This window comes from Pseudomonas sp. FDAARGOS_380, assembly GCF_002591235.1.
GTDB classification, from domain to species: domain Bacteria; phylum Pseudomonadota; class Gammaproteobacteria; order Pseudomonadales; family Pseudomonadaceae; genus Aquipseudomonas; species Aquipseudomonas salmasensis.
Genome location: NZ_CP023969.1, coordinates 4,114,456 through 4,137,821 on the forward strand (window position 1 = coordinate 4,114,456; position 23,366 = coordinate 4,137,821).

Below are 23,366 nucleotides of genomic sequence, written 5' to 3' on the forward strand. Positions count from 1 at the left end.
ATGTCATTTTTGCGCCCCACATTGAATTTATGCGCGCTGATTTGAGTCACTGAAAGCAGAGCGTTGTTTTCCACCCACTCGACCTCAAGGACCGACCATGACTTTCTTCATCTTCCTGCTTGCCTGCGCCGCTGCCGCCAGTACCGGGGTGATCTTCAAACCGGGCGCCTGGTACGAATCCCTGGTCAAGCCCAGTTTCACCCCGCCCAATTGGCTGTTCCCGGTGGCCTGGACGATCATCTACCTGCTGCTGGCCTGGGCCGGTTACCGCTTGACCCTGATCCCAGGCAGCGAAATGGTATTGGCCCTGTGGGCGGCGCAGATTGCATTGAACACGCTGTGGACGCCGGTATTCTTCGGCGCCCATCGGTTGCTCGCCGGGATGGTGATTATCGTGCTGCTGTGGCTGACCGTAGCAGCGATGGTGCTGCTGGCCGTGCGCCTGGACCTGATTACCGGCCTGATCCTGTTCCCGTACCTGGTGTGGCTGTGCGTGGCCGCAGCGTTGAACTTCTCGATCCTGCGTAATAACCGCTGATGGCCTACCAGCATTGGCCCGCCAGCGAGCCCGAACTGGCGCAGATGCGCCGCTTCAATCAGAAACTGGCGTGGACGCCGCGGTTCAAGATCCGCAACCGCGTCACGCCGCGCCTGATCCAGGCACTGCTGCGCGCCAGCCAGACGTTCAAGAAGGCGCCTGTGGTGGAGCTGAAAAAGGTAGGCACGGTGCCCGTGCGCATCCTGCGCCCCAGCGGCAAGCCCAAAGGCGTGGTGCTGGATATCCACGGCGGTGGCTGGGTGATCGGCAATGCGCAAATGGATGATGACCTGAACCTCGCCATGGTCAACGCCTGCGACGTCGCGGTGGTGTCGGTGGATTACCGGCTGGCGGTCGATACGCCGATTGAGGGGCTGCTGGATGATTGCCTGGTGGCGGCGCGTTGGCTGTTGGCCGACTGCCCGGAGTTTGCCGGCTTGCCGGTGATTTTTGTCGGTGAGTCGGCCGGCGGGCACTTGGCAGCGGCCACCTTGTTGGCGCTCAAGCAATGGCCCGAGTTGCTGCAACGGGTGAGCGGGGCCGTGCTGTACTACGGCGTTTACGATTTGACCGGCACACCGAGCGTGCGCACGGCCGGGCCGGACACCTTGTTGCTGGACGGGCCGGGCATGGTCGACGCGCTGTGCCTGCTGACGCCGGGGCTCAGCGACGAAGCGCGCCGGCAGCCGCCGTTGTCGCCCTTGTATGGGGACTTTGAAGGGTTGCCGCCTGCGCTGATGTTTGTGGGCGAGTTGGACCCGCTCAAGGATGACACCCTGCTGATCGCCGAGCGATGGGCGGGCGTTGAGGCGCACCTGCTGCCGGAGGCGGCTCATGGGTTTATTCATTTTCCGGTGGCGATGGCCGACAGGGTGTTGGCGTACAGCCGCCAGTGGATAACAGGTCGAATCCTTGGCAATGGGCGTTAGCATTCAGGCGGCCAAAGCCGCTGACATTCCCGAGGTGCTGAGCTTCGCTTTGCAGGCTCGCGATGAGCTGTTTCCAACGCTCAGCGCAACCGGAATGCCCCATGATCTGGCGCAGTTCGAAGCCGTTTACCTTCAGGGTGGCGGGCAGTTTCTGATTGCCCGCGCCGACGGCCAAATCGTGGCTGCGGTGGGCTATCGGCCTTATGACAGTCGTTTTCCCCAGTTGGACTACCGGGGCTGCAAGACAGTGGAAGTGGTGCGCCTGTATGTGCGCCCGGCGTTCCGTCGCTTGGGCCTGGCGGGCCAGTTATACCGCTCGTTGGAGGCGCTGGCGCGGGAGGCGGATGTGAAAGTGGTTTACCTGCACACCCATCCCTTTCTGCCCGGGGCGATTGATTTCTGGCGGCGGCAGGGCTTCGAGGTGGTGGATGTCGAGGCAGACCCGCTCTGGCAAACCACCCATATGCACCGCCTTCTGTAGGAGCGAGCTCGCTCGCGAAAAACGTCAACGATAACGCGTATTTCCTGGATGAACGCGGCGCCTGTGGGTTTTTCGCGAGCAAGCTCGCTCCTACAGGTTCAGTTTCAGTTGGAGCGCAGGCGCAGGATTTTTGCGCCGTCGAAGGGGTCGGTGAGGTAATGCCCCTGCACCCCGAATGTCTCCTGTAAACGCTGCGGCGTCAGCACTTCAAGTGGCGTACCCAGCGCCACCAGTCGCCCACGATCCAGCACGGCCAGGCGATCACAGGTCAGTGCCTGGTTCAGGTCGTGCAGCGCAATCAAAGTGGTCACCGGCAAGCCTTGCACGCCTTTGAGGATCGCCAGTTGATGCTGGATATCCAGGTGATTGGTCGGCTCATCCAGCAACAAAATCTGCGGCCGTTGCGCCAGGGCGCGGGCGATGTGCACGCGTTGGCGTTCGCCGCCAGAGAGGCTGCGCCAGGCGCGTTGGCTCAGGTGGGTAGCGTCTACGTCGTGCAGCGCCTGGTGCACGATGGCGTCGTCTTCACGCGACCACGGGCTCAACGCCGACAGCCATGGCGTGCGACCCAGGGCCACGGCGTCGAACACACGGATGGCGTCATCGGTGTCGGCCTGTTGCTCCACCACCGCCAGCTGTTGCGCGATGGTGCGGCGCGACAACTCACCGAGCCGCTTGCCACCCAGGCGAACTTCGCCGCTGGCCGGCGGGCGCAAGCCGGCGAGCAGTTTGAGCAGGGTGGACTTGCCCGAGCCGTTCGGCCCGACGATGCCCAGGGTTTCGCCCGCCTGCACGTCCAGGTCGATACCGTGCAGCAACTGGGCCTCACGCACCTTGAAACCCAAGCCGCTGCAACTGAGCACGCTCATCGGGCGTTCCTCCGGCCAATCAGGATCAACGCAAACACCGGCGCGCCCACCAGTGCCGTGACCACCCCAACGGGAATCACTTGGCCCTTGATCAGGGTGCGTGACAGCACATCGGCGGCGATCAGAAACAACGCGCCGCCCAAGGCACTGGCCGGCAGTAACCGCGAATGCCCGGTGCCGAGCAACAGGCGCGCGGCGTGGGGAATCACCAGCCCGACAAAACCAATGGAGCCGACGATAGACACCATCACCGCCGTGACCAACGCGGCGCAGGCCACCAGCACAAATTGCACGCGGCGCACCGGAATGCCCAGGGAGGCCGCCGAGTCGCTGCCAAAGGTGAACGCATCCAGTGCGCGACGATGCCACAGGCACACCGCCAGCCCTAGCGCCGCCACCGGCACCGCCAGCCACACCGACGGCCAGCGCACGCCGCTGAGGTTACCCAGCAGCCAGAACATAATGCCGCGGGCTTGTTCGGAACTGGCCGACTTGGTGATGAGGAACGCGGTCAGGGCATTGAACAATTGCGAACCGGCGATGCCCGCGAGGATGATCTGCCCGGTGCCGCTGGACGATCCGCTGGCGCGGGCGAGCAGAATCACCAGCGCAAACGCGGCCATGGCGCCGACAAACGCCCCTGCCGACAGCGACACCAGCCCACCGCCCACACCGATCAGCACGACGAGCACGGCCCCGGTGGAGGCGCCAGCGCTGATGCCCAACAGGTACGGGTCTGCCAGCGGGTTACGCAGCAACGATTGCAGGATCACCCCGCAGGTCGCCAGCCCGGCACCGCAGGCTGCGGCCACCAGGGTGCGGGTCAGGCGGTAGTTCCACACCACGCCTTCATCGATCGGGTCCAGCGCATAGCCCGCGGCCCAGAGCTTATTGGCGAGCACCTGCAGCACCACCTGCGGTTCGATGGCGGTTTCGCCGATGGCCACGCCAGCGAGCAGGGCGAGCAACAGCAGGGCGAGGGCAATGACGGTGCGCATCATTGGCCCAGGTCGTAGCCGTCGATGGCGCTGGCCAGTTGTTCCAGGCCGTCGAACGTGCGCAGGCTGGCCTGCAGTGCCAGGGCGTCGAGGATGATGATGCGGTTGTGTTTCACCGCGTCCATGTTGCGGGTGACGGGGTCGCTGCGCAGGAAGGCGAGTTTCTTCTCGTGGTCGTCGGCGGGGTAGCGGCGACGGTCCATGCGTGCAATCACCAGGAAGGTGGGGTTGGCCTTGGCGATGGTTTCCCAGCCGACGGCGGGCCATTCTTCATCGGACTGCACCACGTTGTGCAGGCCCAGGGTTTGCAGCATGAATTGCGGCACGCCTTTATGGCCGGCCACATAAGGGTCGCTGGCCATTTCGGCGCTGGAGAACCACACCAGTGCGCTGGCCTGCTTCAAACCTTTGCCCTGGGCGGTGGCGATGGATGTGGCCAGGCGCGCCTTGAGCTCATCGTTCAACTGTTGGCCACGCGCCTGCACGTCGAAAATCTGCGCAAGCTGGTGGATGCTCTGGTAAATCGTCTCGATGCGAAACGGTTGCAACCGCGTGCCGTCGGCGCCGACCAGGTTGTCCTTGGCCTCGCAATCGGACGGCAGCACGTAGGTGGGGATCTTCAGCTCATGGAATTGCTCACGGGTACCGACCACGCCTTGCGGGCCCACCACCCATTCCAGTTCGGCGGCCACCAGTTGCGGGCGCTTGGCGATCACTGCTTCAAAGCTCGGCTCGTTGTTGGCCAGGCGCTCGATGCGGTCGTTCTGTGCTTTGTACTGTGGCAACACGTTGTTGAACCACAGCGAGGTGCCTACCACTTTATCGCCCACGCCCAAGGCATAAAGCATCTCGGTGGCGGCCTGGCCGATGCTCACGCTGCGAGCGGGTGCTTGCTGGAAGGTCAGGCTGCTGCCGCAGTTTTCCACGGTCAGCGGGTAGTGGCTTGGCGTGGCGTGGGCCAGGGCGCAGGCACTCAAGCCTGCGAGCAGGGCGGTAACACGTGGCAGCATGGGGCGATCTCCGAGTGAGCCAGGGGTGCAGCTGGGGAGTTACGGCTCGGAAATACGCCCTGGGACGCTACAGGTGCGCAGGGCCAGGATGTCCTTCCCGGACACCCCGCCGGTTAGTGATGTTGCTGGGCCGGCAGGTCTCCTGACTGATGCGTCATCGCCACGCCCCCGCCTTCCCGGACGAGGTCCAGTGGCATTCAGGGGCAGGCTCAGCACCTACAGTTGCGGGGGCAGTTTCGATTGACGCCTGGGCGGCGTTTCGAATTCCCTATTAGTCCCACGTGGGAACCGGCTCCGGTATGGTAAGCGATCACGCCCTGTAGGAGCGAGCTTGCTCGCGAAGAACTTGAGAACACCGCGGGCCATCAGGCGCCCCTGCGTTATCGTTGACGGTCTTCGCGAGCAAGCTCGCTCCTACAGGGGGAGTGGTTAGAGTCGAATGTCTTGGGGGCCGCGGATCAGGGCTTCGATGCGCGTGCCGGTGGCGCGCTCTTCGTTGCTGAAGCCGTCGTAGTCAGCCAATTGGCCGAAGCGAATGCCGGTCAATTGCTCGATCGCAATCACACTGCGTTGGTAGGTCCTGAGCTGGCCGAACACCAGGTCTAATTGGTCCAGCTCGCGGCGCTGGTCAATCATGTAAGCGCTGGCGGACGGTTTGCCGTCGTCGCTGAGGTAGGCCACCACTTTCCAGAACGCCTGGGGGATTTTTACCCCGCGATACACGCGGTCGTTGTCGCTGAACACCGGGCCGCTGAACACCGTGGCCCGGGCTTTCCAGCGCTGGGTGTTGTCGAGGATATAGTCCTCGAGTTCCAGCCAGGTCTTCTGGTTGAAGCCGCTCATCTGTGGCGAGCAGTTGGTGAAGTGGAAGGTGTCGAGGTTGGCCGTGGTCGCGTCGTCGCCCCAGTTGGGGTCTTGGCGGCGCACCAGGTGGCCGCGGTCCAGGCCGTTGCCGGCGTACAGGTCTTCACCGACCTGGGCGTCGGTGGGCAGGCGGCCATCGTAGGCCCAGGTGTCGTTGCTGCGCACGATGTCCACATGCTTGGCGCCGTCGATATTTACCCCCACGTACAGCGCCAGTCGTCGAGAGCGCGACATGGTGATGGAGAAATGCGTGTAGTCCAGGCGCTTGGGTTGCACGTCGCCCGTCAGTGGCTCGCCAACCGTGGGCCATGGCACCACGAAGTCACTGAGGAAATCGTCGACGTAGCCAACGCGGTTTTTGAGGTCCTTGGCCGCTGTGACACGCGGCGTCGCGGCTCTGGCTTCCAGCAGGGTGGGGCTGGGCGCGATCAATGGTCGCAGATCGGCGAGCCTGGGGCGGTGCGACAGGTCGATTTTGACTGTGCGGGCGGGCATGGGCATGTTCCTTATGGGCCTCGGATAAACACCACTGAAACACAAACTCATGACAATTTGGCCCGGGTGACGATCCCAGGGCTATCCTGAAAACCGTTACCCGGACGTTCATCACACGCCAAAAAGGAGCCAGCTCATGTGTGTTCGCCAACCGCGCAATCCGATTTTCTGCCTGATTCCGCCGTACATGCTCGATCAGATCGCTCGCCACGGCGACAAAGCCCAACGGGAGGTCGCGTTACGCACGCGTGCCAAGGACAGCACGTTCCGCTCGTTGCGCATGGTCGCCGAACCCGCCAAAAGCCCCGCGCGGATGGCATTGGCGGTGGGCAGCGAAAAACAGCGCTCGATCTACAGCGCCAACAACACCGACAGCCTGCCCGGAAAACTGATCCGTGGCGAAGGGCAACCCGCCAGCGGCGATGCTGCGGTAGACGAAGCCTATGATGGCCTGGGCGCAACCTTCGACTTTTTCGACCAAGTGTTCGACCGCAATTCCATCGACGACGCGGGCATGGCCCTGGACGCCACCGTGCACTTCGGCCAGGACTACAACAATGCGTTCTGGAATTCGACCCAGATGGTGTTTGGCGATGGCGACCAGCAGTTGTTCAACCGCTTCACCGTGGCACTCGATGTCATCGGCCATGAGTTGGCCCATGGCGTGACCGAGGATGAGGCCAAGCTCATGTACTTCAACCAGTCCGGCGCGCTGAACGAGTCGTTGTCGGACGTGTTCGGCTCGTTGATCAAGCAATACGCGTTAAAGCAAAAGGCCGAGGACGCCGACTGGTTGATCGGCAAGGGGCTGTTTACCAATAAGATCAAAGGCACCGCCCTGCGCTCGATGAAAGCGCCAGGCACCGCCTTTGATGACAAGCTGCTGGGCAAAGACCCGCAGCCGGGGCACATGGATGATTTTGTACAGACTTACGAGGACAATGGTGGGGTGCATATCAATTCCGGCATTCCCAACCATGCGTTCTATCAGGTGGCGATCAATATAGGCGGGTTCGCCTGGGAGCGTGCCGGGCGTATCTGGTACGACGCACTGCGCGATTCGCGGCTGCGGCCCAACTCCGGTTTTTTGCGTTTTGCGCGCATCACCCACGACGTTGCCGGCCAGCTTTATGGCGTGAACAAGGATGAACAGAAGGCGGTCAAGGCCGGCTGGAAAGCGGTGGGCATAAACGTTTGACGAAGCCGCCTGGGCGGCGAGGAACAGCCATGCGAATTTCAATCAAGGAAAGCGGCGGGGCGGCGTATTTTCCGGGGCTGGCCAAGCCGCGTACGGTGGAACTGGACTCGCTGCCCGAACCCGACCAGCTGGAGTTACGGCAACTGATCGAAGCGGCCGATTTTTTCAAGTTGCCGCAAAGTACCGATCCCGAGCCTGGCAACCCAGGCCGGGTGCATTACACCCTGACAGTCGCGGAGGGCAAGCGTGAGCACACGGTTTGTGTGCTCGCGCCGGTGAATCCCCCGGCACTGGACGGGTTGGTGCAGTGCGTGCGGCGGCACATAAATTGTTGAAGCGCGCCAAGGCTGATTTGTGGCTCTTGGCAAGCTACTTACGATCCAGCCACACCGTCTGCGCATTGCAAAACTCGCGTACGCCGAAGTGCGACAGCTCGCGGCCGAACCCGCTCTTCTTCACGCCGCCAAATGCCACCCGAGGGTCTGAGACGCTGAACGAGTTGACGAAGACCCCACCGGTTTCCAACTGATCGGCGATAGCCCGCGCCTTTGCTGCGTCGCTGGTGAAGATGCTCGCGGTCAGGCCAAACTCGCTGTCATTGGCCAGGGCCACGGCATGCTCGGCATCGCGGGCGGTGAGGATCGACGCCACAGGGCCGAACAGTTCCTGTTGGAACGACGTCATTTGGTCGGTGACGTCGGCCAGGACGGTCGGCTCGTAGTAATTGCCAGCGCCAGCGACTTTGTTGCCGCCCAGCAACAGGGTGGCGCCTTCTTCCAGCGTGGCCTGCACCTGGCCATGCAGCTCGTCGCGCAGGTCGAAGCGGGCCATCGGGCCCACATAGGTGTTGGCTGACGCTGGGTCGCCCATCACCAGGGCGCGGGTGGCTTCAACGAATTTGGCGGTGAAGGCGTCCACCACACCGGCCTCAATGATCAGGCGCTTGGCGGCGGCGCAGACTTGGCCGCTGTTCTGGAAACGGCCGATCACGGCGGCTTGCACAGCGGCGTCGAGGTCGGCGTCGTTGAGCACGATAAACGGGTCGGAGCCGCCCAGTTCCAGTACACACTTCTTCAGGGCGGCGCCGGCCTGGGAGCCGATGGCGATGCCTGCGCGCACGCTGCCGGTGAGTGTTACGGCGGCGATGCGCGGGTCGGCGATGGCGGTGGACACGCCGTCCTGGGTCACGTTGATCACTTCGAATACGCCTTCAGCGAAACCGGCTTTACGCAGCGCCTGCTGGATCAGGTAGGCGCTGCCCATCACGTTGGGCGCATGCTTGAGCACATAGGTGTTGCCGGCAAGCAGGGTCGGCACCGCGCCGCGCAGCACTTGCCACACCGGGAAATTCCACGGCATCACCGCGAGGATCGGGCCCAGTGGGCGGTATTCGATCCGGGCGCTGCCGTTGTCCACCAAGGTGGGTTCCGGGGCCAGCATGGCCGGTCCGTGGGCGGCGTACCACTCGCTCAGTTGCGCGCACTTTTCGATTTCTGCGCGGGCCTGGGCGATGGGTTTGCCCATTTCCTGGGTGATCATTTGCGCCATGTCTTCAGCCTGATCACGCAGGGCAGCGGCCAGGGCCAGCAGGTATTCGGCGCGCTGGCTTACCGAAGTGCGGCGCCAGGTACGGAAGGCCTGGGTCGCGCGGGCGAGGGCGGCATCCAGTTGTTCTGCGCTTTCGTAGGCGTAGCTGCCGACTGTTTCACCGTTGGTGGGGTTGATCGACAGGGCGTGGGTCTGGTGGGAAATAGGATTGTTCATGGCACCGTCCGGCTGAATGAGTGGAATGGGGCCAGCGTACGGGGCTGTATGTTTTCTGGAAACTGAATAATATTAAGCAATACATTCATGAATGGAGAATGATTTGGATCTGGTGCAGCTGGAAATTTTCAAGGCCGTTGCCGAGCAAGGCAGCATCAGCGCCGCCGCGCAGTTGATTCATCGTGTGCCATCGAACCTCACCACGCGCATCAAACAACTCGAGCAGGACCTGGGCGTGGAGTTGTTTATCCGCGAGAAAAGCCGCCTGCGCCTGTCGCCGGCCGGGTGGAATTTCCTCGGCTATACGCGGCGCATTCTTGATCTGGTGCAAGAAGCCCGTGCGACGGTGGCGGGGGAGGAGCCCCAGGGCGCCTTTGCCCTGGGCTCGCTGGAGAGCACGGCGGCGGTGCGTATCCCGGCGTTACTGGCGGCGTATAACCAGCAATACACCAAGGTCGAGCTGGACCTGAGCACCGGCCCCTCGGGCACCATGATCGAAGGCGTGCTGTCGGGCCGGCTGACGGCGGCCTTTGTCGATGGGCCAGTGCTGCATTCCACGCTGGAAGGCGTGGCGGTGTTCGAGGAGGAGATGGTGGTGATTGCACCGCTGCATCACGCGCCGATCACCCGGGGGCAGGAGGTAAATGGCGAGAACATCTATACGTTTCGCTCCAACTGCTCGTACCGGCATCACTTCGAACGCTGGTTCTCACAGGATGGCGCGGTGCCGGGCAGGATCTTCGAGATCGAGTCGTACCACGGCATGTTGGCCTGTGTCAGCGCCGGGGCAGGGCTGGCGCTGATGCCACGCAGCATGCTGGAGAGTATGCCGGGATGTGCGGCGGTGAGTGTGTGGCCGCTGCCCGACACGTTTCGTATTTTGAATACCTGGCTGATCTGGCGGCGGGGCACGGTGTCGCAGAGTTTGAATAGTTTCGTAAAGCTACTGGAAGAACGCGATCTGGTGGCAACCTAAATCCAATGTGAAAGGGGCAAGCCCTGATACCTGTAGGAGCGAGCTTGCTCGCGAAAAACGTCAACGATTACGCGTGCTTCATGAATAAACGCGGCGTCTGTGAGTTTTTCGCGAGCAAGCTCGCTCCTACAGGTATAGGGGGCTTGAACTTCATCAGCCACCAAATTGCAGGGTGCCCATGGCCAGTTTGGCCATGATTGCCGTCGCGCCCAGTTGTACCAGCCATAACGCCAACCCACCGAGGAATACCCCCAACGCCACTTGCAATACCAGGCTCTTTTGGCGCTTGGCTTGCGGTGCGCGTGGGGCGTAGTCGTGCAGTTCGTCGCGGTCGGCGCGCAGGTCCAGGTCGTCGTTTCTCATAAAGCTCTCACAGCAAGGGGGCAGTCGGTGTTCAGTCTAGTGTGTTCGCCAATAAAAAGGGGGAAGCCATTGGCTTCCCCCTTCGTATAACGCTTGCCGGCTTACAGCACCTCGACAATCGCCTTGGTCACTGCACCAATGTTCGACTGGTTCAGCGCCGCCACACAGATGCGGCCGGTATCCAACGCATAGATGCCGAACTCGGTACGCAGGCGGGTGACTTGCTCAACGCTCAAACCGGAGTAGGAGAACATCCCACGCTGGCGGCCGACGAAGCTGAAGTCATGGCCTGGCGCAGCCTTGGCCAGTTCGGCGACCATCTGCTCGCGCATACCGCGAATGCGCAGGCGCATCTCGGCCAGCTCGGCTTCCCACTGTGCGCGCAGTTCAGGGTTGTTCAACACGGCGGCAACGATGGCTGCGCCGTGGGTGGGCGGGTTGGAGTAGTTGGTGCGGATCACACGCTTGACCTGGGACAGGATGCGCGCGCTTTCTTCCTTGGACTCGCTGACGATCGACAGCGCGCCAACACGTTCGCCGTACAGGGAGAACGACTTGGAGAACGAGCTGGACACAAAGAAGGTCAGGCCCGATTCCGCGAACAGGCGCACCGCGGCGGCGTCTTCGTGGATGCCGTCGCCGAAGCCCTGGTAGGCCATGTCGAGGAATGGCACCAGGTTCTTGGCCTTGACCACGTCCAGCACGTTTTGCCAGTCGGCCGGGCTGAGGTCGACGCCGGTCGGGTTATGGCAGCAGGCGTGCAGCACCACGATGGACTGCGGCGGCAGGGCGTTTAGGTCTTCGAGCAGGCCGGCACGGTTTACGTCGTGGGTGGCGGCGTCGTAGTAGCGGTAGGTCTGCACCGGGAAACCGGCTTTTTCAAACAGCGCCTGGTGGTTTTCCCAGCTCGGGTCGCTGATGGCGACGACGGCGTTGGGCAGCAGTTGCTTGAGGAAGTCGGCGCCGATTTTCAGCGCGCCCGTGCCGCCCACGGCCTGGGCGGTAATCACACGGCCTTCGCTCAACAGCGGCGACTCAGCGCCAAACAGCAGCTTTTGCACGGCCTGGTCGTACGCCACGATGCCGTCGATCGGCAAGTAGCCACGGGCGGCGTGTTGCGCCACACGAATGGCTTCCGCTTCGGCAACGGCACGCAAGAGTGGAATCTTCCCCTCCTCGTTGCAGTAAACGCCCACGCCAAGGTTCACCTTGGTGGTTCGTGTATCGGCGTTGAATGCTTCGTTGAGGCCCAGGATTGGATCGCGTGGTGCCATTTCGACAGCGGAGAACAGGCTCATTTTTGCGGCAGCTCTATGGGGGGTAGGAGGGACGTGTCGCGCTCCAGCCGAATGCACTAGAGCGGTGCACAAACGGGGAGCTAGTATAGAGGCCATCACGGCTGAGAGCGACAACGGAAACGGCTTTTCGGCCATGTTTTTCGGTTTATTTGCTGACCGTTAGTCTTATTGCAACATTGGCGAGAAAGGTCGTGTAGGACGACGGCCTTGAAACCCGTCACATTCGACACCACTTCTACAGCTATCATGGTTTTTTCCTGCAACCTGCGATGATTATTCGCGGGTTGCTGAGCTATTTCGTCCCTGGCGGTGTCGAGTCTGGGGTGACTTCACGAGGTACGTTATGTCGGATTTCCAGCTCGTTACCCGTTTTGAACCCGCCGGCGATCAACCGGAAGCCATTCGTCAGATGGTCGAAGGCATCGAAGCCGGCCTCGCGCACCAGACGCTGCTTGGGGTGACCGGTTCCGGCAAGACCTTCAGCATCGCCAATGTGATCGCCCAGACCAACCGCCCAACCCTGGTGCTGGCGCCGAACAAAACCCTGGCGGCGCAGCTCTATGGCGAGTTCAAGGCGTTCTTCCCGAACAACGCGGTGGAGTATTTCGTTTCCTACTACGACTACTACCAGCCCGAAGCCTATGTGCCGTCCTCCGATACCTTTATCGAGAAGGATGCATCGATCAACGACCACATCGAGCAGATGCGCCTCTCGGCCACCAAGGCGTTGCTTGAGCGCAAGGACGCGATCATCGTCACCACGGTGTCGTGCATCTACGGCTTGGGCAGCCCGGAAACCTATCTGAAGATGGTGCTGCACGTCGACCGGGGCGACAAACTCGACCAGCGCGAACTGTTGCGCCGCCTGGCGAGCCTGCAGTACACCCGTAACGACATGGATTTTGCCCGCGCCACCTTCCGAGTGCGCGGCGATGTGATCGACATCTACCCGGCCGAATCCGACCTGGAAGCCATCCGCATCGAACTGTTCGATGATGAAGTCGAAAGCCTGTCAGCCTTCGACCCGTTGACCGGTGAAGTGATCCGCAAGCTGCCACGCTTCACCTTCTACCCCAAAAGCCACTACGTGACCCCGCGCGAAACCCTGATGGGCGCCATCGAGGGCATCAAGGTCGAGCTGGCCGAGCGCCTGGAATACCTGCGCTCCAACAATAAGCTGGTGGAAGCCCAGCGCCTGGAGCAGCGCACCCGCTTCGACCTGGAGATGATCCTGGAGCTGGGCTACTGCAACGGCATCGAAAACTACTCGCGCTACCTGTCGGGCCGTGATTCCGGGGCGCCGCCACCGACGCTCTATGACTACCTGCCACCGGACGCCTTGCTGGTGATCGACGAATCCCACGTCAGCGTGCCGCAAGTGGGCGCTATGTATAAGGGCGACCGTTCACGCAAAGAAACCCTGGTGGAATACGGTTTCCGCCTGCCGTCGGCGCTGGACAACCGGCCGATGCGCTTTGACGAGTGGGAAGCCATCAGTCCGCAAACGATCTTCGTCTCCGCTACGCCCGGCAACTATGAAGCCGAGCATGCGGGCCGCGTTATCGAGCAACTGGTGCGACCCACAGGCCTGGTGGACCCGGAAATCGAAATCCGCCCGGCGCTGACCCAGGTCGATGACTTGCTCTCGGAGATCAACAAACGCGTGGCCCTGGAAGAGCGGGTGCTGGTCACCACCCTGACCAAGCGCATGTCCGAAGACTTGACCGACTACCTGGCCGACCACGGCGTGCGCGTGCGTTACCTGCACTCGGACATCGACACCGTGGAACGCGTGGAGATCATCCGCGACCTGCGCCTGGGCACCTTCGATGTGCTGGTGGGGATCAACCTGCTGCGCGAAGGGTTGGATATGCCAGAAGTGTCGCTGGTGGCGATTCTGGATGCGGACAAGGAGGGCTTCCTGCGCTCCGAGCGTTCATTGATCCAGACTATCGGCCGAGCGGCGCGTAACCTCAATGGCCGTGCGATTCTCTATGCCGACCGCATCACCGGCTCCATGGAGCGGGCGATTGGCGAGACTCAGCGCCGTCGCGACAAGCAGATCGCGTTCAACCTGGAACACGGCATTACCCCCAAAGGTGTGTTCAAGGACGTTGCCGACATTATGGAAGGCGCCACCGTGCCCGGCTCGCGCAGCAAGAAGCGCAAGGGCATGGCCAAGGCCGCCGAGGAGAGCGCCAAGTACGAGAACGAACTGCGCTCACCGAGTGAGATCACCAAGCGGATTCGACAACTGGAAGAGAAGATGTACCAGTTGGCGCGGGATCTGGAGTTTGAGGCAGCGGCGCAGACGCGCGATGAGATTGGCAAGTTGCGTGAGCGGCTGTTGGCTGTTTGATTTGCGTTGATTGGGCTGGCCTCATCGCGGCATAGGTATCTACACAAGACTGTAACGCTCAACGGCAACCACGATGCGAAGCGAGTCGCTCTTGATCTGCTTTTGATCTTGATCTTAGGCGCCCCGTTAAACCACGCTGGCCGGAATTCGACAGGGATTTGGGGGGTAAACCGGCAGGGATGCCGGTTTAGCCGCCCCGCGCCATGGATGGCGCGTGGCGGCGGCGCCCCAAATCACTGGCGGATTACGGGCACACCGAGCCCCAGCGAGGTGCCGAGTGGTGGGGCAAGAGCGTTTTGCTTACTTTTGCGCTTTTCAAAAGTGAGCCGCCGTCAGGGCGGAACCCTAAGTGGCCGTTACCGCAGCAATGAATATGTACACGGTCCAACGGTGTTGACTGTCAGGCCGCCATCGCAGGCAAGCCAGCTCCCACATTTGGACTGCGGCGCGTCAGGTAGATAAGCGTCGGCTGTCAGGCCGCCACGGGAGCAAGCTCCCTCGCCACAGGTTCGGCGTCATCCCCAAAGTTATGTAGATACCTATGCTCATCGCGGGCAACCGGCTCCCACATTGATCTGTGAATGCGCTCAAAATGTGGGAGCTGGCTTGCCTGCGATGGCCGCGCCTCGGTTTTCCAGATATCCCCCAGGCTGTTACCATTCGCCCCTTGTTTGAATTTTCAGTTATATCGCCCATTCGAGACCTGCCATGACCACCGTCCGCACGCGCATTGCGCCATCGCCCACTGGGGATCCCCACGTCGGTACTGCTTACATCGCCCTGTTCAACTACTGCTTTGCCAAGCAGCATGGCGGTGAGTTCATCCTGCGGATCGAAGACACCGATCAACTGCGCTCCACCCGTGAGTCCGAACAGCAGATTTTCGATGCCCTGCGCTGGTTGGGCATTACCTGGGCTGAAGGCCCGGACGTGGGCGGCCCTCACGGCCCGTATCGCCAGAGCGAGCGCAGCGACATCTACAAGCAGTACACCCAGCAACTGGTCGATATGGGCCATGCCTTCCCGTGCTTCTGCACCGCCGAAGAGCTGGACCAGATGCGCGCCGAGCAACAGGCCCGTGGCGAGACCCCGCGCTACGATGGCCGTGCGTTGCTGTTGTCCAAGGAAGAAGTGGCTGCGCGCCTGGCGGCCGGTGAGCCCCACGTCATCCGTATGAAGGTGCCCAGCGAAGGCGTGTGCGTGGTGCCCGACATGCTGCGCGGTGACGTCGAGATCCCGTGGGACCGCATGGACATGCAGGTGCTGATGAAGACCGACGGCTTGCCGACGTACTTCCTGGCCAACGTGGTCGATGACCACCTGATGGGCATCACCCATGTGCTGCGTGGCGAAGAGTGGCTGCCCTCGGCACCGAAACTCATTCTGCTGTACGAATACTTCGGCTGGGAGCAACCGCAACTGTGCTACATGCCGCTGCTGCGTAACCCGGACAAGAGCAAGCTGTCTAAGCGCAAGAACCCTACGTCGGTGACGTTCTACGAGCGCATGGGCTTCATGCCCGAGGCGATGCTCAACTACCTGGGCCGCATGGGCTGGTCGATGCCGGACGAGCGCGAGAAGTTCTCGCTGCAGGAAATGGTCGACAACTTCGACCTGTCCCGCGTCTCCCTCGGCGGGCCGATCTTCGATATCGAGAAACTGTCGTGGCTCAACGGCCAGTGGCTGCGTGACCTGCCGGTGCAAGAGTTCGCCAGCCGCGTGCAGCAGTGGGCGTTGAACCCCGAGTACATGATGAAGATCGCGCCGCTGGTGCAGGGCAGGGTGGAGACCTTCAGCCAGGTCGCACCCTTGGCCAGTTTCTTCTTTGCCGGTGGCGTGAATCCCGATCCCAAGCTGTTCGAGTCCAAAAAGCTCTCCGGTGACCAAGTTCGCCAACTGATGCAGTTGATCCTGTGGAAGCTTGAAAGCCTGCGTCAGTGGGAGAAGGATGCAATCACGGCGACCATCCAGGCGGTAGTGGAATCCCTTGAGCTGAAACTGCGCGATGCCATGCCGCTGATGTTTGCCGCAATCACCGGGCAGGCCAGTTCGGTGTCGGTGCTCGATGCGATGGAAATCCTCGGCCCGGACCTGACCCGTTTCCGCCTGCGCCAAGCCCTTGATTTGCTTGGTGGTGTATCGAAGAAAGAAAACAAGGAATGGGAAAAGCTGCTGGGCGCTATCGCTTAAGCAGGCCGCTTGCGGCACGAAACCCCGGTTTTCCGGGGTTTCGTCGGTAAGTGATTGTTATCCCGGCAAAAAATTTTGGAAATTGTTGAAAATAAATTTGACACGTTTCCAAACCGCCATTAAGATTCGCCCCGTCCTCACCGATGAGGGGCTATAGCTCAGCTGGGAGAGCGCTTGCATGGCATGCAAGAGGTCAACGGTTCGATCCCGTTTAGCTCCACCAATTTACAGGTTCAAGGTTCCGGCCACACCGTCCTTGAATTGATCAGGTCTCAGCTCTGATCAGATGTACAGAAGGTTTTGTCCCCTTCGTCTAGTGGCCTAGGACACCGCCCTTTCACGGCGGTAACAGGGGTTCGAGTCCCCTAGGGGACGCCAGTTTCAACAAGCAGCTCGAAAGGTCTGCTGCGTCGCGAGACGAAAAATCCGGGGCTATAGCTCAGCTGGGAGAGCGCTTGCATGGCATGCAAGAGGTCAACGGTTCGATCCCGTTTAGCTCCACCAATTTTACAGGTTCAAGGTTCCGGCCACACCGTCCTTGAATCGATCAGTTCTCAGCGCTGATCAGTTGTATAGAAGGTTTGTGTCCCCTTCGTCTAGTGGCCTAGGACACCGCCCTTTCACGGCGGTAACAGGGGTTCGAGTCCCCTAGGGGACGCCACGATTACCCGCTCTGCGGGATTTTTAAGGGTCATTCAATTATTGAATGGCCCTTTTGTTTGTCTGGCGTTTGGCCAATTCCCTCCTTATTACTCATTTTTCTGTTCTGACCGGCGGTCGTGCTTGTCGCTTGCCAAATATTATTATGGTAATAATATTCAACCCATGAGAGACGGAGGCTTCGATGAGCGATAAAAAAGCGCAAACCCGCGAACGTATTTTGCAGGCTGCCAGCGCGGCGTTGATCCAGCGTGGCCCGGCTGAACCCAGTGTGGGCGAAGTGATGGGGGCGGCGGGGCTGACGGTCGGAGGCTTCTACGCGCATTTTGAAAGCAAAGACGCCTTGATGTTGGAAGCGTTCAACCAGCTACTGGCGCAGCGCCGCGCCTCCATCGATGACTTGGACGAGCAACTGACCGGCGAAGAGCGCCGCACGCTGGTCGCCGCATTTTATCTGTCACGCAAGCACCGCGACTCCACGACCCAGGCCTGCCCGTTGCCCGCGACAGTGGGGGAGATGGGGCGCTTGCCGGACGCTTTTCGCGAGGTCTTGAACGAACACGTCGAGTTGATGGCCGCGCAATTGGCCGGCAGCCCCGAAGAGATCGACAAGGCCCTGGCGGACATGGCCTTGATGGTGGGTGGGCTGACCCTGGCGCGGGCGCTGGGGCCGGGCGAGTTATCGGATCGCGTGATACGTGCGGCCAAGTCGGCGGTACGCTAAAAAGGGGACGCAAGATGGGCGCATTGACCTGGGTTCGTGGTTTCAATGGCACGGTGGGGCGCCTTGCGCCGCATGCGGTCGCCAGCAAGATGCGTCGCACCTTCATGACCCCGCGCGATCTGCCGCCGCGTGACTGGGAGCTGCCGTTGTTGGCGCAATCGGAGCGCATTACCCTGCGTTTCGGCCTGTCGGCGTTGCGATGGGGGCAAGGCCCGGCGGTGCTGCTGATGCATGGCTGGGAAGGCCGGCCCACTCAATTCGCCAGCTTGATTACGGCATTGGTCGACAACGGCTATTCAGTGATTGCCTTGGACGGTCCCGCCCACGGCCGTTCACCAGGGCGTGAAGCCCATGTGCTGCTGTTTGCCCGCGCCATGCTTGAGGCGGCGGCCGAGCTGCCGCCGCTGTATGCGGTGGTCGGCCATTCCATGGGCGGCGCCAGTGCGATGCTGGCGGTGCAGTTGGGGTTGCGTACACAGGCATTGGTCAGCATTGCCGCGCCGTCGCGCTTTCTGGATGTGTTGCGTGGGTTCACCCGCATGGTCGGCTTGCCGCCACGGGCGCGCTCAGCCTTTATCCAGGAAGTGGAGTTGAGCATGGGCATGCCGCTCAAGCACCTGGACGTGGCCCACTACCAAATGAACATTCCCGGCCTGATCGTCCACGCCGAAGACGACACCTTCGTTCCGGTCAGGGCGGCTCAAGCCATTCACGAAGCCTGGTTCGACAGCCGCCTGCTGCGCCTGGAGCAGGGCGGCCACCAGAAAGTGCTCGCCGACCCGCAGGTGATCGACGCTGTACTCGCCCTATTGGCCGGCTGCCGTCTACAGGAGCGCCAGAGCGCCTGATACACTGCCCCGCCGACATCAATCGACTGGAGCAAGGCATGGGCTGGGATTTGGCAACGCCGTTCATCATCGATCTGCAGGTTGCGGCTGAAGACATCGACGGCCTGGGGCACGCCAATAATGCGGTGTATGTCTCGTGGCTGGAGCGTTGCGCCTGGCGCCATTCCCAGCGCCTGGGGCTGGACCTCACCGAATACCGCCGCCTGGACCGCGCCATGGCCGTGGTGCGCCATGAAATCGACTACCTGGCGGCAGGCTATGAGGGCGACGAATTACAACTGGCCACCTGGATCGTCGATTGGGACCAACGCCTGAAAATGACCCGTCGTTTCCAGTTGGTACGCCCCCGTGATGGCGCGACCCTGCTGCGTGCGCAAACAACCTTCGTGTGCATTGAATTGTCCAGCGGCAAGCCCAAGCGCATGCCCACCGAGTTTATCGACGGTTACGGCCCCGCCCTGACAGGGGGTTAACGGTTGTCGCTGGAAACCCAGTAAACTGCGCCACGATTTTTGTTGAGTGTTTTCCATGCAAATTGCTTTGGCGCCCATGGAGGGGTTGGTCGACAACATCCTGCGGGACGTGTTGACCCACGTGGGCGGTATCGACTGGTGCGTGACCGAGTTCATCCGGGTCAACGACCGCCTGCTCACGCCTGCCTATTTCCACAAGCTTGCGCCTGAACTGCTGCACGGTGCCCACACGGCGGCCGGTGTGCCGTTGCGGGTGCAATTGCTCGGTTCCGATCCAGTGTGCCTGGCGGAAAATGCCGCCCTGGCCTGTGAATTGGGTTCTGAGGTGATTGACCTTAACTTCGGTTGCCCGGCCAAGACCGTGAATAAATCCCGAGGTGGCGCGGTGCTGCTCAAGGAGCCGGAGCTGCTCAACCAGATCGTCGAGCATGTGCGCCGCGCCGTACCCGCGCATATTCCCGTGACCGCCAAGATGCGCCTGGGCTTCGACAGCCCGGATGGTGCATTGGTGTGCGCTACGGCCCTGGCCGAGGGCGGCGCGGCGCATATCGTGGTGCATGCGCGCACCAAAGCCGATGGCTACAAGCCGCCGGCCCATTGGGAGTGGATCCCGAGGGTGCAGGACGTGGTCAAGGTGCCGGTATTTGCCAATGGCGATATCTGGAGCGTCGAAGACTGGAAGCGCTGCCGCGAAATCAGCGGTGCCGACGACATCATGCTGGGCCGTGGCCTGGTAGCGCGGCCCGATCTGGCACGGCAGATTGTGGCGGCCAAGGCCGGCGAAGAGGTAGTCGAGATGACCTGGGCGCAGATGCAGCCGATGCTTCAGGAATTCTGGCGCCAGTCGGTGGCGCAACTCACGGAAAAGCAGGCGCCCGGCCGCTTGAAGCAGTGGCTGGCGATGCTCACGCGCAACTACCCGGAGGCAGTGGAGTTGTTCACCGCCCTGCGCCGCGAGACGGACTTGAACCAAGTCAGCCGCCTGCTGGGTATGCCGCATCCAGCAGCCGCCTGAACCCCTCGATCGGCAACGGTCGGCTGTGCAAATACCCCTGGAATAAATGGCAGCCCAGCTTTTGCAGGAACGCCAACTGCTCCAGGGTTTCCACCCCCTCGGCGATGACTTCCAGGTTCAAGCTGCGCGCCATCGCCACAATGGCGCGGATGATTTCCGCATCATTGGGGTCGTGGGTCGCATCGCGCACGAACGATTGATCGATCTTCAGCGCGTCCACCGGCAGGCGCTTGAGGTAAGTCAGGGATGAATAGCCGGTGCCGAAATCATCCATCGCAAAGCTCACGCCGAGCTTTTTCAGGCGACGCATCTTCACCACGGTATCGTCGAGGTTCTGGATCACGATGCCTTCGGTGATTTCCAGTTTCAGCAGGCTGAACGGCAAGCCGTGTTGCTTGAGGCTGTGCTCCACCCGTTCCACAAAGTCGTTCTGGCGAAACTGCCGGGGGCTGATGTTCACGCACAGGCTGAAGTTGAGCGGGTCCACCAGGCCGTCGGCAATCAACTGGGCAAAGGCGCCGCAGGCTTCATCGAGAATCCAGGTACCCACCTCCAGGATCAGGCCGCTGTCTTCCAATACCTTGATAAATTCCGTCGGCGACTGCGCGCCCAACTGAGGATGCTGCCAGCGCACCAGAGCCTCGGCGCCGATTATCCTGTTGCCGCGCGCATCCACCTGGGGCTGGTAGTGCACGCTGAATTCGCCGCGGGACAAGGCCAGGCGCAAGTCGGTTTCCATGCGCAGGCGCTCGCTGGCGGTTTTTTGCATGCTGTTGTGGAACATCTGCGTGGTGTTGCGCCCGGAGTCCTTGGCGCGGTACAGGGCGATGTCAGCGCGTTTGAGCAGATCGGCGGGTGTGGTGCCATGGTCGGGGATCAGCGCCACGCCGATGCTGGGCGTGACCTGCAGCCGATGGCCGTCGAGAAACATCGGTTCCGAAAGCAATTCGCGCAGGGTATCGGCCAGCGCTTGCACCTGGCTGCTGACCGTCTGGCGGGTGCCCTCCAGGCCGCTGAGCAATACCACAAACTCATCGCCGCCCAGGCGCGCCACGGTGTCCTCCATGCGCACGCTGGCTTCCAGGCGGGCGGTGACGATTTTCAGCACGGTGTCGCCAACGGGGTGGCCGAGGGAGTCGTTGATGTGCTTGAAGTGGTCCAGGTCCAGAAACAGCAGGGCGCCGCGCAGGTTGTGGCGCTTGAGCAGCGCGATCTGCTGGCTCAGGCGGTCCATCAGCAGTGCCCGGTTTGGCAGGTTGGTCAGCGGGTCGTGATAGGCCAGGTGACGGATCTGCGCCTGGGCATTCTTCAATAGGCTTACATCCCGTGCGGTCAGCAGCAGGCAGGGGGTTTCATTCAGGGTGATCGGCTCCACCGAGACCTCCACCGCCAGCACCTCGCCACGCTTGTTGCGCCAGAGCATTTCCAGGTGGTGAATGCGCCCCTTGATCTGTAACTCGGCCAACAGTGCGGCGCGCTGGTTCTCGTCGGCCCAGATGCCGATCTGGTACAAGGTCAGGCCGATGGCCTCTTCGGTGCGGTAACCGGTCAGGCGGCAAAAGCCGTCGTTGACCTCTACATAACGGCCGGTGTCGCGTTCGGTGATGGAGATCGCATCGGGGCTGGAGTGGAACGCCTTGGCGAACTTCTCTTCACTGGCCTTGAGTGCGGCTTCCGAGCGTTGCTGCTGGGTGATATCGCGCAGCGTAGTGACGATGCACGGCTGGTCGCTGACCTTGATCAAGCGGCTGGAAATCATGCAGGTCAGGCTTTGGCCGTCCTTGTGATGCACCACGATCGCCACATTGCTCAGGGCCTGTTCGCGTATCACCTGCTCGATGCGCTGCAGGCGCTTGCTGGAGTCGTCCCACAGGCCGATTTGTTCGGCGCTTTTGTCCAGCACTTCGGCGGCTGTAAAGCCAAACGTCTGGGTAAACGCCGGGTTGATCTCGATAAAGGCGCCGCTCTCCAAACAGGTGACGCAGATCGGGTCGGGGCTGGCCTGGAACAGGCTGGCGAACTTCTCTTCCGAGGCGGTCAGCCGTTGCTCGCGCTCGACCTGGTCGGTGATGTCCAGCAAGGTACCCGCCATGCGCAGGGGCTTGCCTGATTCATCGCGATACAGGCGTGCGCGGCTCTCCAGGTAGCGCGGGCTGCCGTCTTCCATTTGCACGCGATAGGTCAGCTGATAGTTGCCGCCCGGGCCTTCGCGCAAACTGCGGTACGCATGGCGCATGCCCTCGCGGTCCTCATCGGACATGCCTTCAAAAAATGCCTCGAAAGACTCATGGAACGGCGCGGGCTCCAGCCCATGCAGCTGGGCGGCACGCGCTGAGCCGTAAAGCATGCCGCTGGGGATGTGCCAATCCCAGGTGCCCAGTTGCGCGGAATCCAGGGCCAGGTCCAGGCGCTCCTGGCTGTCCTTGAGTGCTTGCTCGGCGTTTTTACGTTCGGTGGTGTCCAGGAACGTGCTGATCAGGTACGCCTCGCCGTCCAGTTCGACCTTTTGCGCGCTAAGGGTGCCGTCATGGATCTGGCCGTTGCTGGCGCAGAACTGCACTTCCATGGTGATGGGTTCACCCTTGCGCTGCGTGGCTTTGACTAGCAGCGCACGCTGTTCCGGGTGGCGCCACAAGCCCAGTTCCAGGGTGGTGCGGCCGATGGCATCGGCCACCGGCCAACCGAACAGCATCTCGAAATACTGGTTGGCTTCGCTGATCAAACCGTCAGCCTGGCGCGTCAGCAGTACCATGTTCGGGCACAGGTGGAACAGGGTGGCGAAGCGTTTTTCCGAATGGCTGAGGGCGTGTTCACGGTCGCGTTGGTGGGTGATCTCGCGGATCACCCCGATCATGCGCCGCCGTCCGGCTTTGTCGGGAACCAGGCTGCCGCTGATTTCCAGCCAGTGCTGGCTGCCATCGGGCCATTGGATGCGGTGGTGCATGGCGCGGTCGAGCGGCTCTCCGGCGAGCACCGCATGAAAGCCGCGCACCACCCGCGCACTGTCTTGCGGGGCCAGCAGGTCGAGGTAGTCGAGGTCCTTGGGCAGAGGCTGGCGCGGGTCAAAGCCGAATAACGCCTGGGTACCCCGCGACCAGCTGATTCTTCCCGTGTCGATTTCCCAGGACCAGGCACCCAGCCGCGCGGCATTGAGGGCCGTCAGCAGTTGCGGGGCGCTGTCCCAGCTTTGTTCCGCCGCTTGGGGGTCCAGGGCGTAGATGCGGGGCAGGGGTGGAACCGGGTCAACGGGGTTGCGCATTATCAAAGGGCCTTGGCTCATTGAGAAAACCGCGCGGTTTGACCTAAACCCCTGG

Annotated in this window: 20 protein-coding genes, 4 tRNA genes and 1 riboswitch; of the genes, 16 read left to right on the forward strand and 8 right to left on the reverse strand. The window is 61.9% G+C overall.

Translation table 11 applies throughout. The annotated features are described in order from the left end of the window. Positions 1 to 97 precede the first annotated feature (97 nt). The 3 genes from CRN80_RS19285 to CRN80_RS19295 are packed head-to-tail and all read left to right on the forward strand — an operon-like array spanning position 98 to position 1,948. Positions 98 to 538: a TspO/MBR family protein gene (locus tag CRN80_RS19285; protein WP_032896119.1), complete on the forward strand. Its 441-nt coding sequence runs from the start codon at positions 98 to 100 to the stop codon at positions 536 to 538. Continuing rightward, positions 538 to 1,467 carry an alpha/beta hydrolase fold domain-containing protein gene (locus tag CRN80_RS19290; protein WP_098950830.1) on the forward strand — a complete coding sequence of 310 codons (930 nt, stop codon included), beginning with the start codon at positions 538 to 540 and terminating at the stop codon, positions 1,465 to 1,467. Before CRN80_RS19285 ends, CRN80_RS19290 begins: the two co-directional genes overlap by 1 nt. Further along, a complete protein-coding gene (locus CRN80_RS19295; protein WP_098950831.1) occupies positions 1,457 to 1,948 on the forward strand; it encodes a GNAT family N-acetyltransferase in 492 nt (163 codons plus the stop codon). The genes CRN80_RS19290 and CRN80_RS19295 overlap by 11 nt, the downstream gene beginning before the upstream one ends. 104 nt (positions 1,949 to 2,052) lie before the next feature. Here the strand turns inward: CRN80_RS19295 and CRN80_RS19300 are convergent, their stop codons facing one another. The 4 genes from CRN80_RS19300 to CRN80_RS19315 all read right to left on the reverse strand — a co-directional run bounded on the left by CRN80_RS19300 (position 2,053) and on the right by CRN80_RS19315 (position 6,184). Continuing rightward, positions 2,053 to 2,817, reverse strand: coding sequence for an ABC transporter ATP-binding protein (locus tag CRN80_RS19300; protein ID WP_098950832.1), 765 nt, complete (start codon positions 2,815 to 2,817; stop codon positions 2,053 to 2,055). Then, complete coding sequence (locus CRN80_RS19305) at positions 2,814 to 3,818, reverse strand: iron ABC transporter permease (RefSeq protein WP_032896125.1); 1,005 nt, start codon at positions 3,816 to 3,818, stop codon at positions 2,814 to 2,816. The genes CRN80_RS19300 and CRN80_RS19305 overlap by 4 nt, the downstream gene beginning before the upstream one ends. After that, the gene (locus tag CRN80_RS19310) at positions 3,815 to 4,825 is read right to left on the reverse strand and encodes an ABC transporter substrate-binding protein (RefSeq protein WP_098950833.1); all 1,011 of its coding nucleotides are present in this window, start codon (positions 4,823 to 4,825) and stop codon (positions 3,815 to 3,817) included. Before CRN80_RS19310 ends, CRN80_RS19305 begins: the two co-directional genes overlap by 4 nt. Before the next feature lie 114 nt (positions 4,826 to 4,939). Beyond that, a riboswitch (cobalamin riboswitch) is annotated at positions 4,940 to 5,133 on the reverse strand. A 121-nt stretch (positions 5,134 to 5,254) separates the two neighbouring features. After that, positions 5,255 to 6,184: a DNA/RNA non-specific endonuclease gene (locus CRN80_RS19315; protein ID WP_098950834.1), complete on the reverse strand. Its 930-nt coding sequence runs from the start codon at positions 6,182 to 6,184 to the stop codon at positions 5,255 to 5,257. Positions 6,185 to 6,320: 136 nt separating this feature from the next. Between CRN80_RS19315 and CRN80_RS19320 the strand changes: the two genes are divergently transcribed. Both CRN80_RS19320 and CRN80_RS19325 read left to right on the forward strand, forming a co-directional pair. After that, the gene (locus tag CRN80_RS19320) at positions 6,321 to 7,382 is read left to right on the forward strand and encodes a M4 family metallopeptidase (RefSeq protein WP_098950835.1); all 1,062 of its coding nucleotides are present in this window, start codon (positions 6,321 to 6,323) and stop codon (positions 7,380 to 7,382) included. A 29-nt stretch (positions 7,383 to 7,411) separates the two neighbouring features. After that, entirely contained in the window at positions 7,412 to 7,717 is a 306-nt protein-coding gene (locus CRN80_RS19325) for a protealysin inhibitor emfourin (RefSeq protein ID WP_078803485.1), read from the forward strand. A 34-nt stretch (positions 7,718 to 7,751) separates the two neighbouring features. On the opposite strand, the gene CRN80_RS19330 is transcribed toward CRN80_RS19325, so the two are convergent. Continuing rightward, entirely contained in the window at positions 7,752 to 9,146 is a 1,395-nt protein-coding gene (locus CRN80_RS19330) for an aldehyde dehydrogenase family protein (RefSeq protein WP_098950836.1), read from the reverse strand. Between the two features lie 103 nt (positions 9,147 to 9,249). Here CRN80_RS19330 and CRN80_RS19335 point away from each other — a divergent pair, with 103 nt between their 5' ends. Next, positions 9,250 to 10,122: a LysR family transcriptional regulator gene (locus CRN80_RS19335; RefSeq protein WP_032897845.1), complete on the forward strand. Its 873-nt coding sequence runs from the start codon at positions 9,250 to 9,252 to the stop codon at positions 10,120 to 10,122. A gap of 153 nt (positions 10,123 to 10,275) precedes the next feature. Here the strand turns inward: CRN80_RS19335 and CRN80_RS19340 are convergent, their stop codons facing one another. Both CRN80_RS19340 and CRN80_RS19345 read right to left on the reverse strand, forming a co-directional pair. Beyond that, a complete protein-coding gene (locus CRN80_RS19340; protein WP_005789784.1) occupies positions 10,276 to 10,485 on the reverse strand; it encodes a hypothetical protein in 210 nt (69 codons plus the stop codon). Between the two features lie 101 nt (positions 10,486 to 10,586). After that, positions 10,587 to 11,783: an amino acid aminotransferase gene (locus CRN80_RS19345; RefSeq protein ID WP_098950837.1), complete on the reverse strand. Its 1,197-nt coding sequence runs from the start codon at positions 11,781 to 11,783 to the stop codon at positions 10,587 to 10,589. Between the two features lie 343 nt (positions 11,784 to 12,126). Here CRN80_RS19345 and uvrB point away from each other — a divergent pair, with 343 nt between their 5' ends. The 10 genes from uvrB (at position 12,127) to CRN80_RS19395 (ending at position 20,052) form a co-directional block, all read left to right on the forward strand. Beyond that, a complete protein-coding gene (gene uvrB, locus CRN80_RS19350; protein ID WP_003192575.1) occupies positions 12,127 to 14,142 on the forward strand; it encodes an excinuclease ABC subunit UvrB in 2,016 nt (671 codons plus the stop codon). A gap of 708 nt (positions 14,143 to 14,850) precedes the next feature. Beyond that, positions 14,851 to 16,332 (forward strand): glutamate--tRNA ligase, encoded by a 1,482-nt coding sequence (gene gltX, locus CRN80_RS19355; RefSeq protein WP_032896132.1) that lies wholly within the window; start codon positions 14,851 to 14,853, stop codon positions 16,330 to 16,332. 147 nt (positions 16,333 to 16,479) lie between these two features. Further along, positions 16,480 to 16,555, forward strand: a tRNA-Ala gene (locus CRN80_RS19360). Positions 16,556 to 16,634: 79 nt separating this feature from the next. Beyond that, a tRNA-Glu gene (locus CRN80_RS19365) sits at positions 16,635 to 16,710 on the forward strand. Positions 16,711 to 16,760: 50 nt separating this feature from the next. After that, positions 16,761 to 16,836 (forward strand) — tRNA-Ala (locus tag CRN80_RS19370). Positions 16,837 to 16,917: 81 nt separating this feature from the next. Next, positions 16,918 to 16,993, forward strand: a tRNA-Glu gene (locus tag CRN80_RS19375). A gap of 183 nt (positions 16,994 to 17,176) precedes the next feature. Then, the gene (locus CRN80_RS19380; RefSeq protein ID WP_003192571.1) at positions 17,177 to 17,716 is read left to right on the forward strand and encodes a TetR/AcrR family transcriptional regulator; all 540 of its coding nucleotides are present in this window, start codon (positions 17,177 to 17,179) and stop codon (positions 17,714 to 17,716) included. A gap of 14 nt (positions 17,717 to 17,730) precedes the next feature. Further along, positions 17,731 to 18,564, forward strand: coding sequence for an alpha/beta hydrolase (locus CRN80_RS19385; RefSeq protein ID WP_032896134.1), 834 nt, complete (start codon positions 17,731 to 17,733; stop codon positions 18,562 to 18,564). A 38-nt stretch (positions 18,565 to 18,602) separates the two neighbouring features. Beyond that, positions 18,603 to 19,037, forward strand: coding sequence for a thioesterase family protein (locus CRN80_RS19390; protein ID WP_098950838.1), 435 nt, complete (start codon positions 18,603 to 18,605; stop codon positions 19,035 to 19,037). A 55-nt stretch (positions 19,038 to 19,092) separates the two neighbouring features. Beyond that, positions 19,093 to 20,052 carry a tRNA-dihydrouridine synthase gene (locus CRN80_RS19395; protein WP_098950839.1) on the forward strand — a complete coding sequence of 320 codons (960 nt, stop codon included), beginning with the start codon at positions 19,093 to 19,095 and terminating at the stop codon, positions 20,050 to 20,052. Here CRN80_RS19395 and CRN80_RS19400 read toward each other — a convergent pair. Beyond that, complete coding sequence (locus tag CRN80_RS19400; protein ID WP_098950840.1) at positions 20,012 to 23,311, reverse strand: EAL domain-containing protein; 3,300 nt, start codon at positions 23,309 to 23,311, stop codon at positions 20,012 to 20,014. The genes CRN80_RS19395 and CRN80_RS19400 overlap by 41 nt on opposite strands. Positions 23,312 to 23,366: the final 55 nt, after the last annotated feature.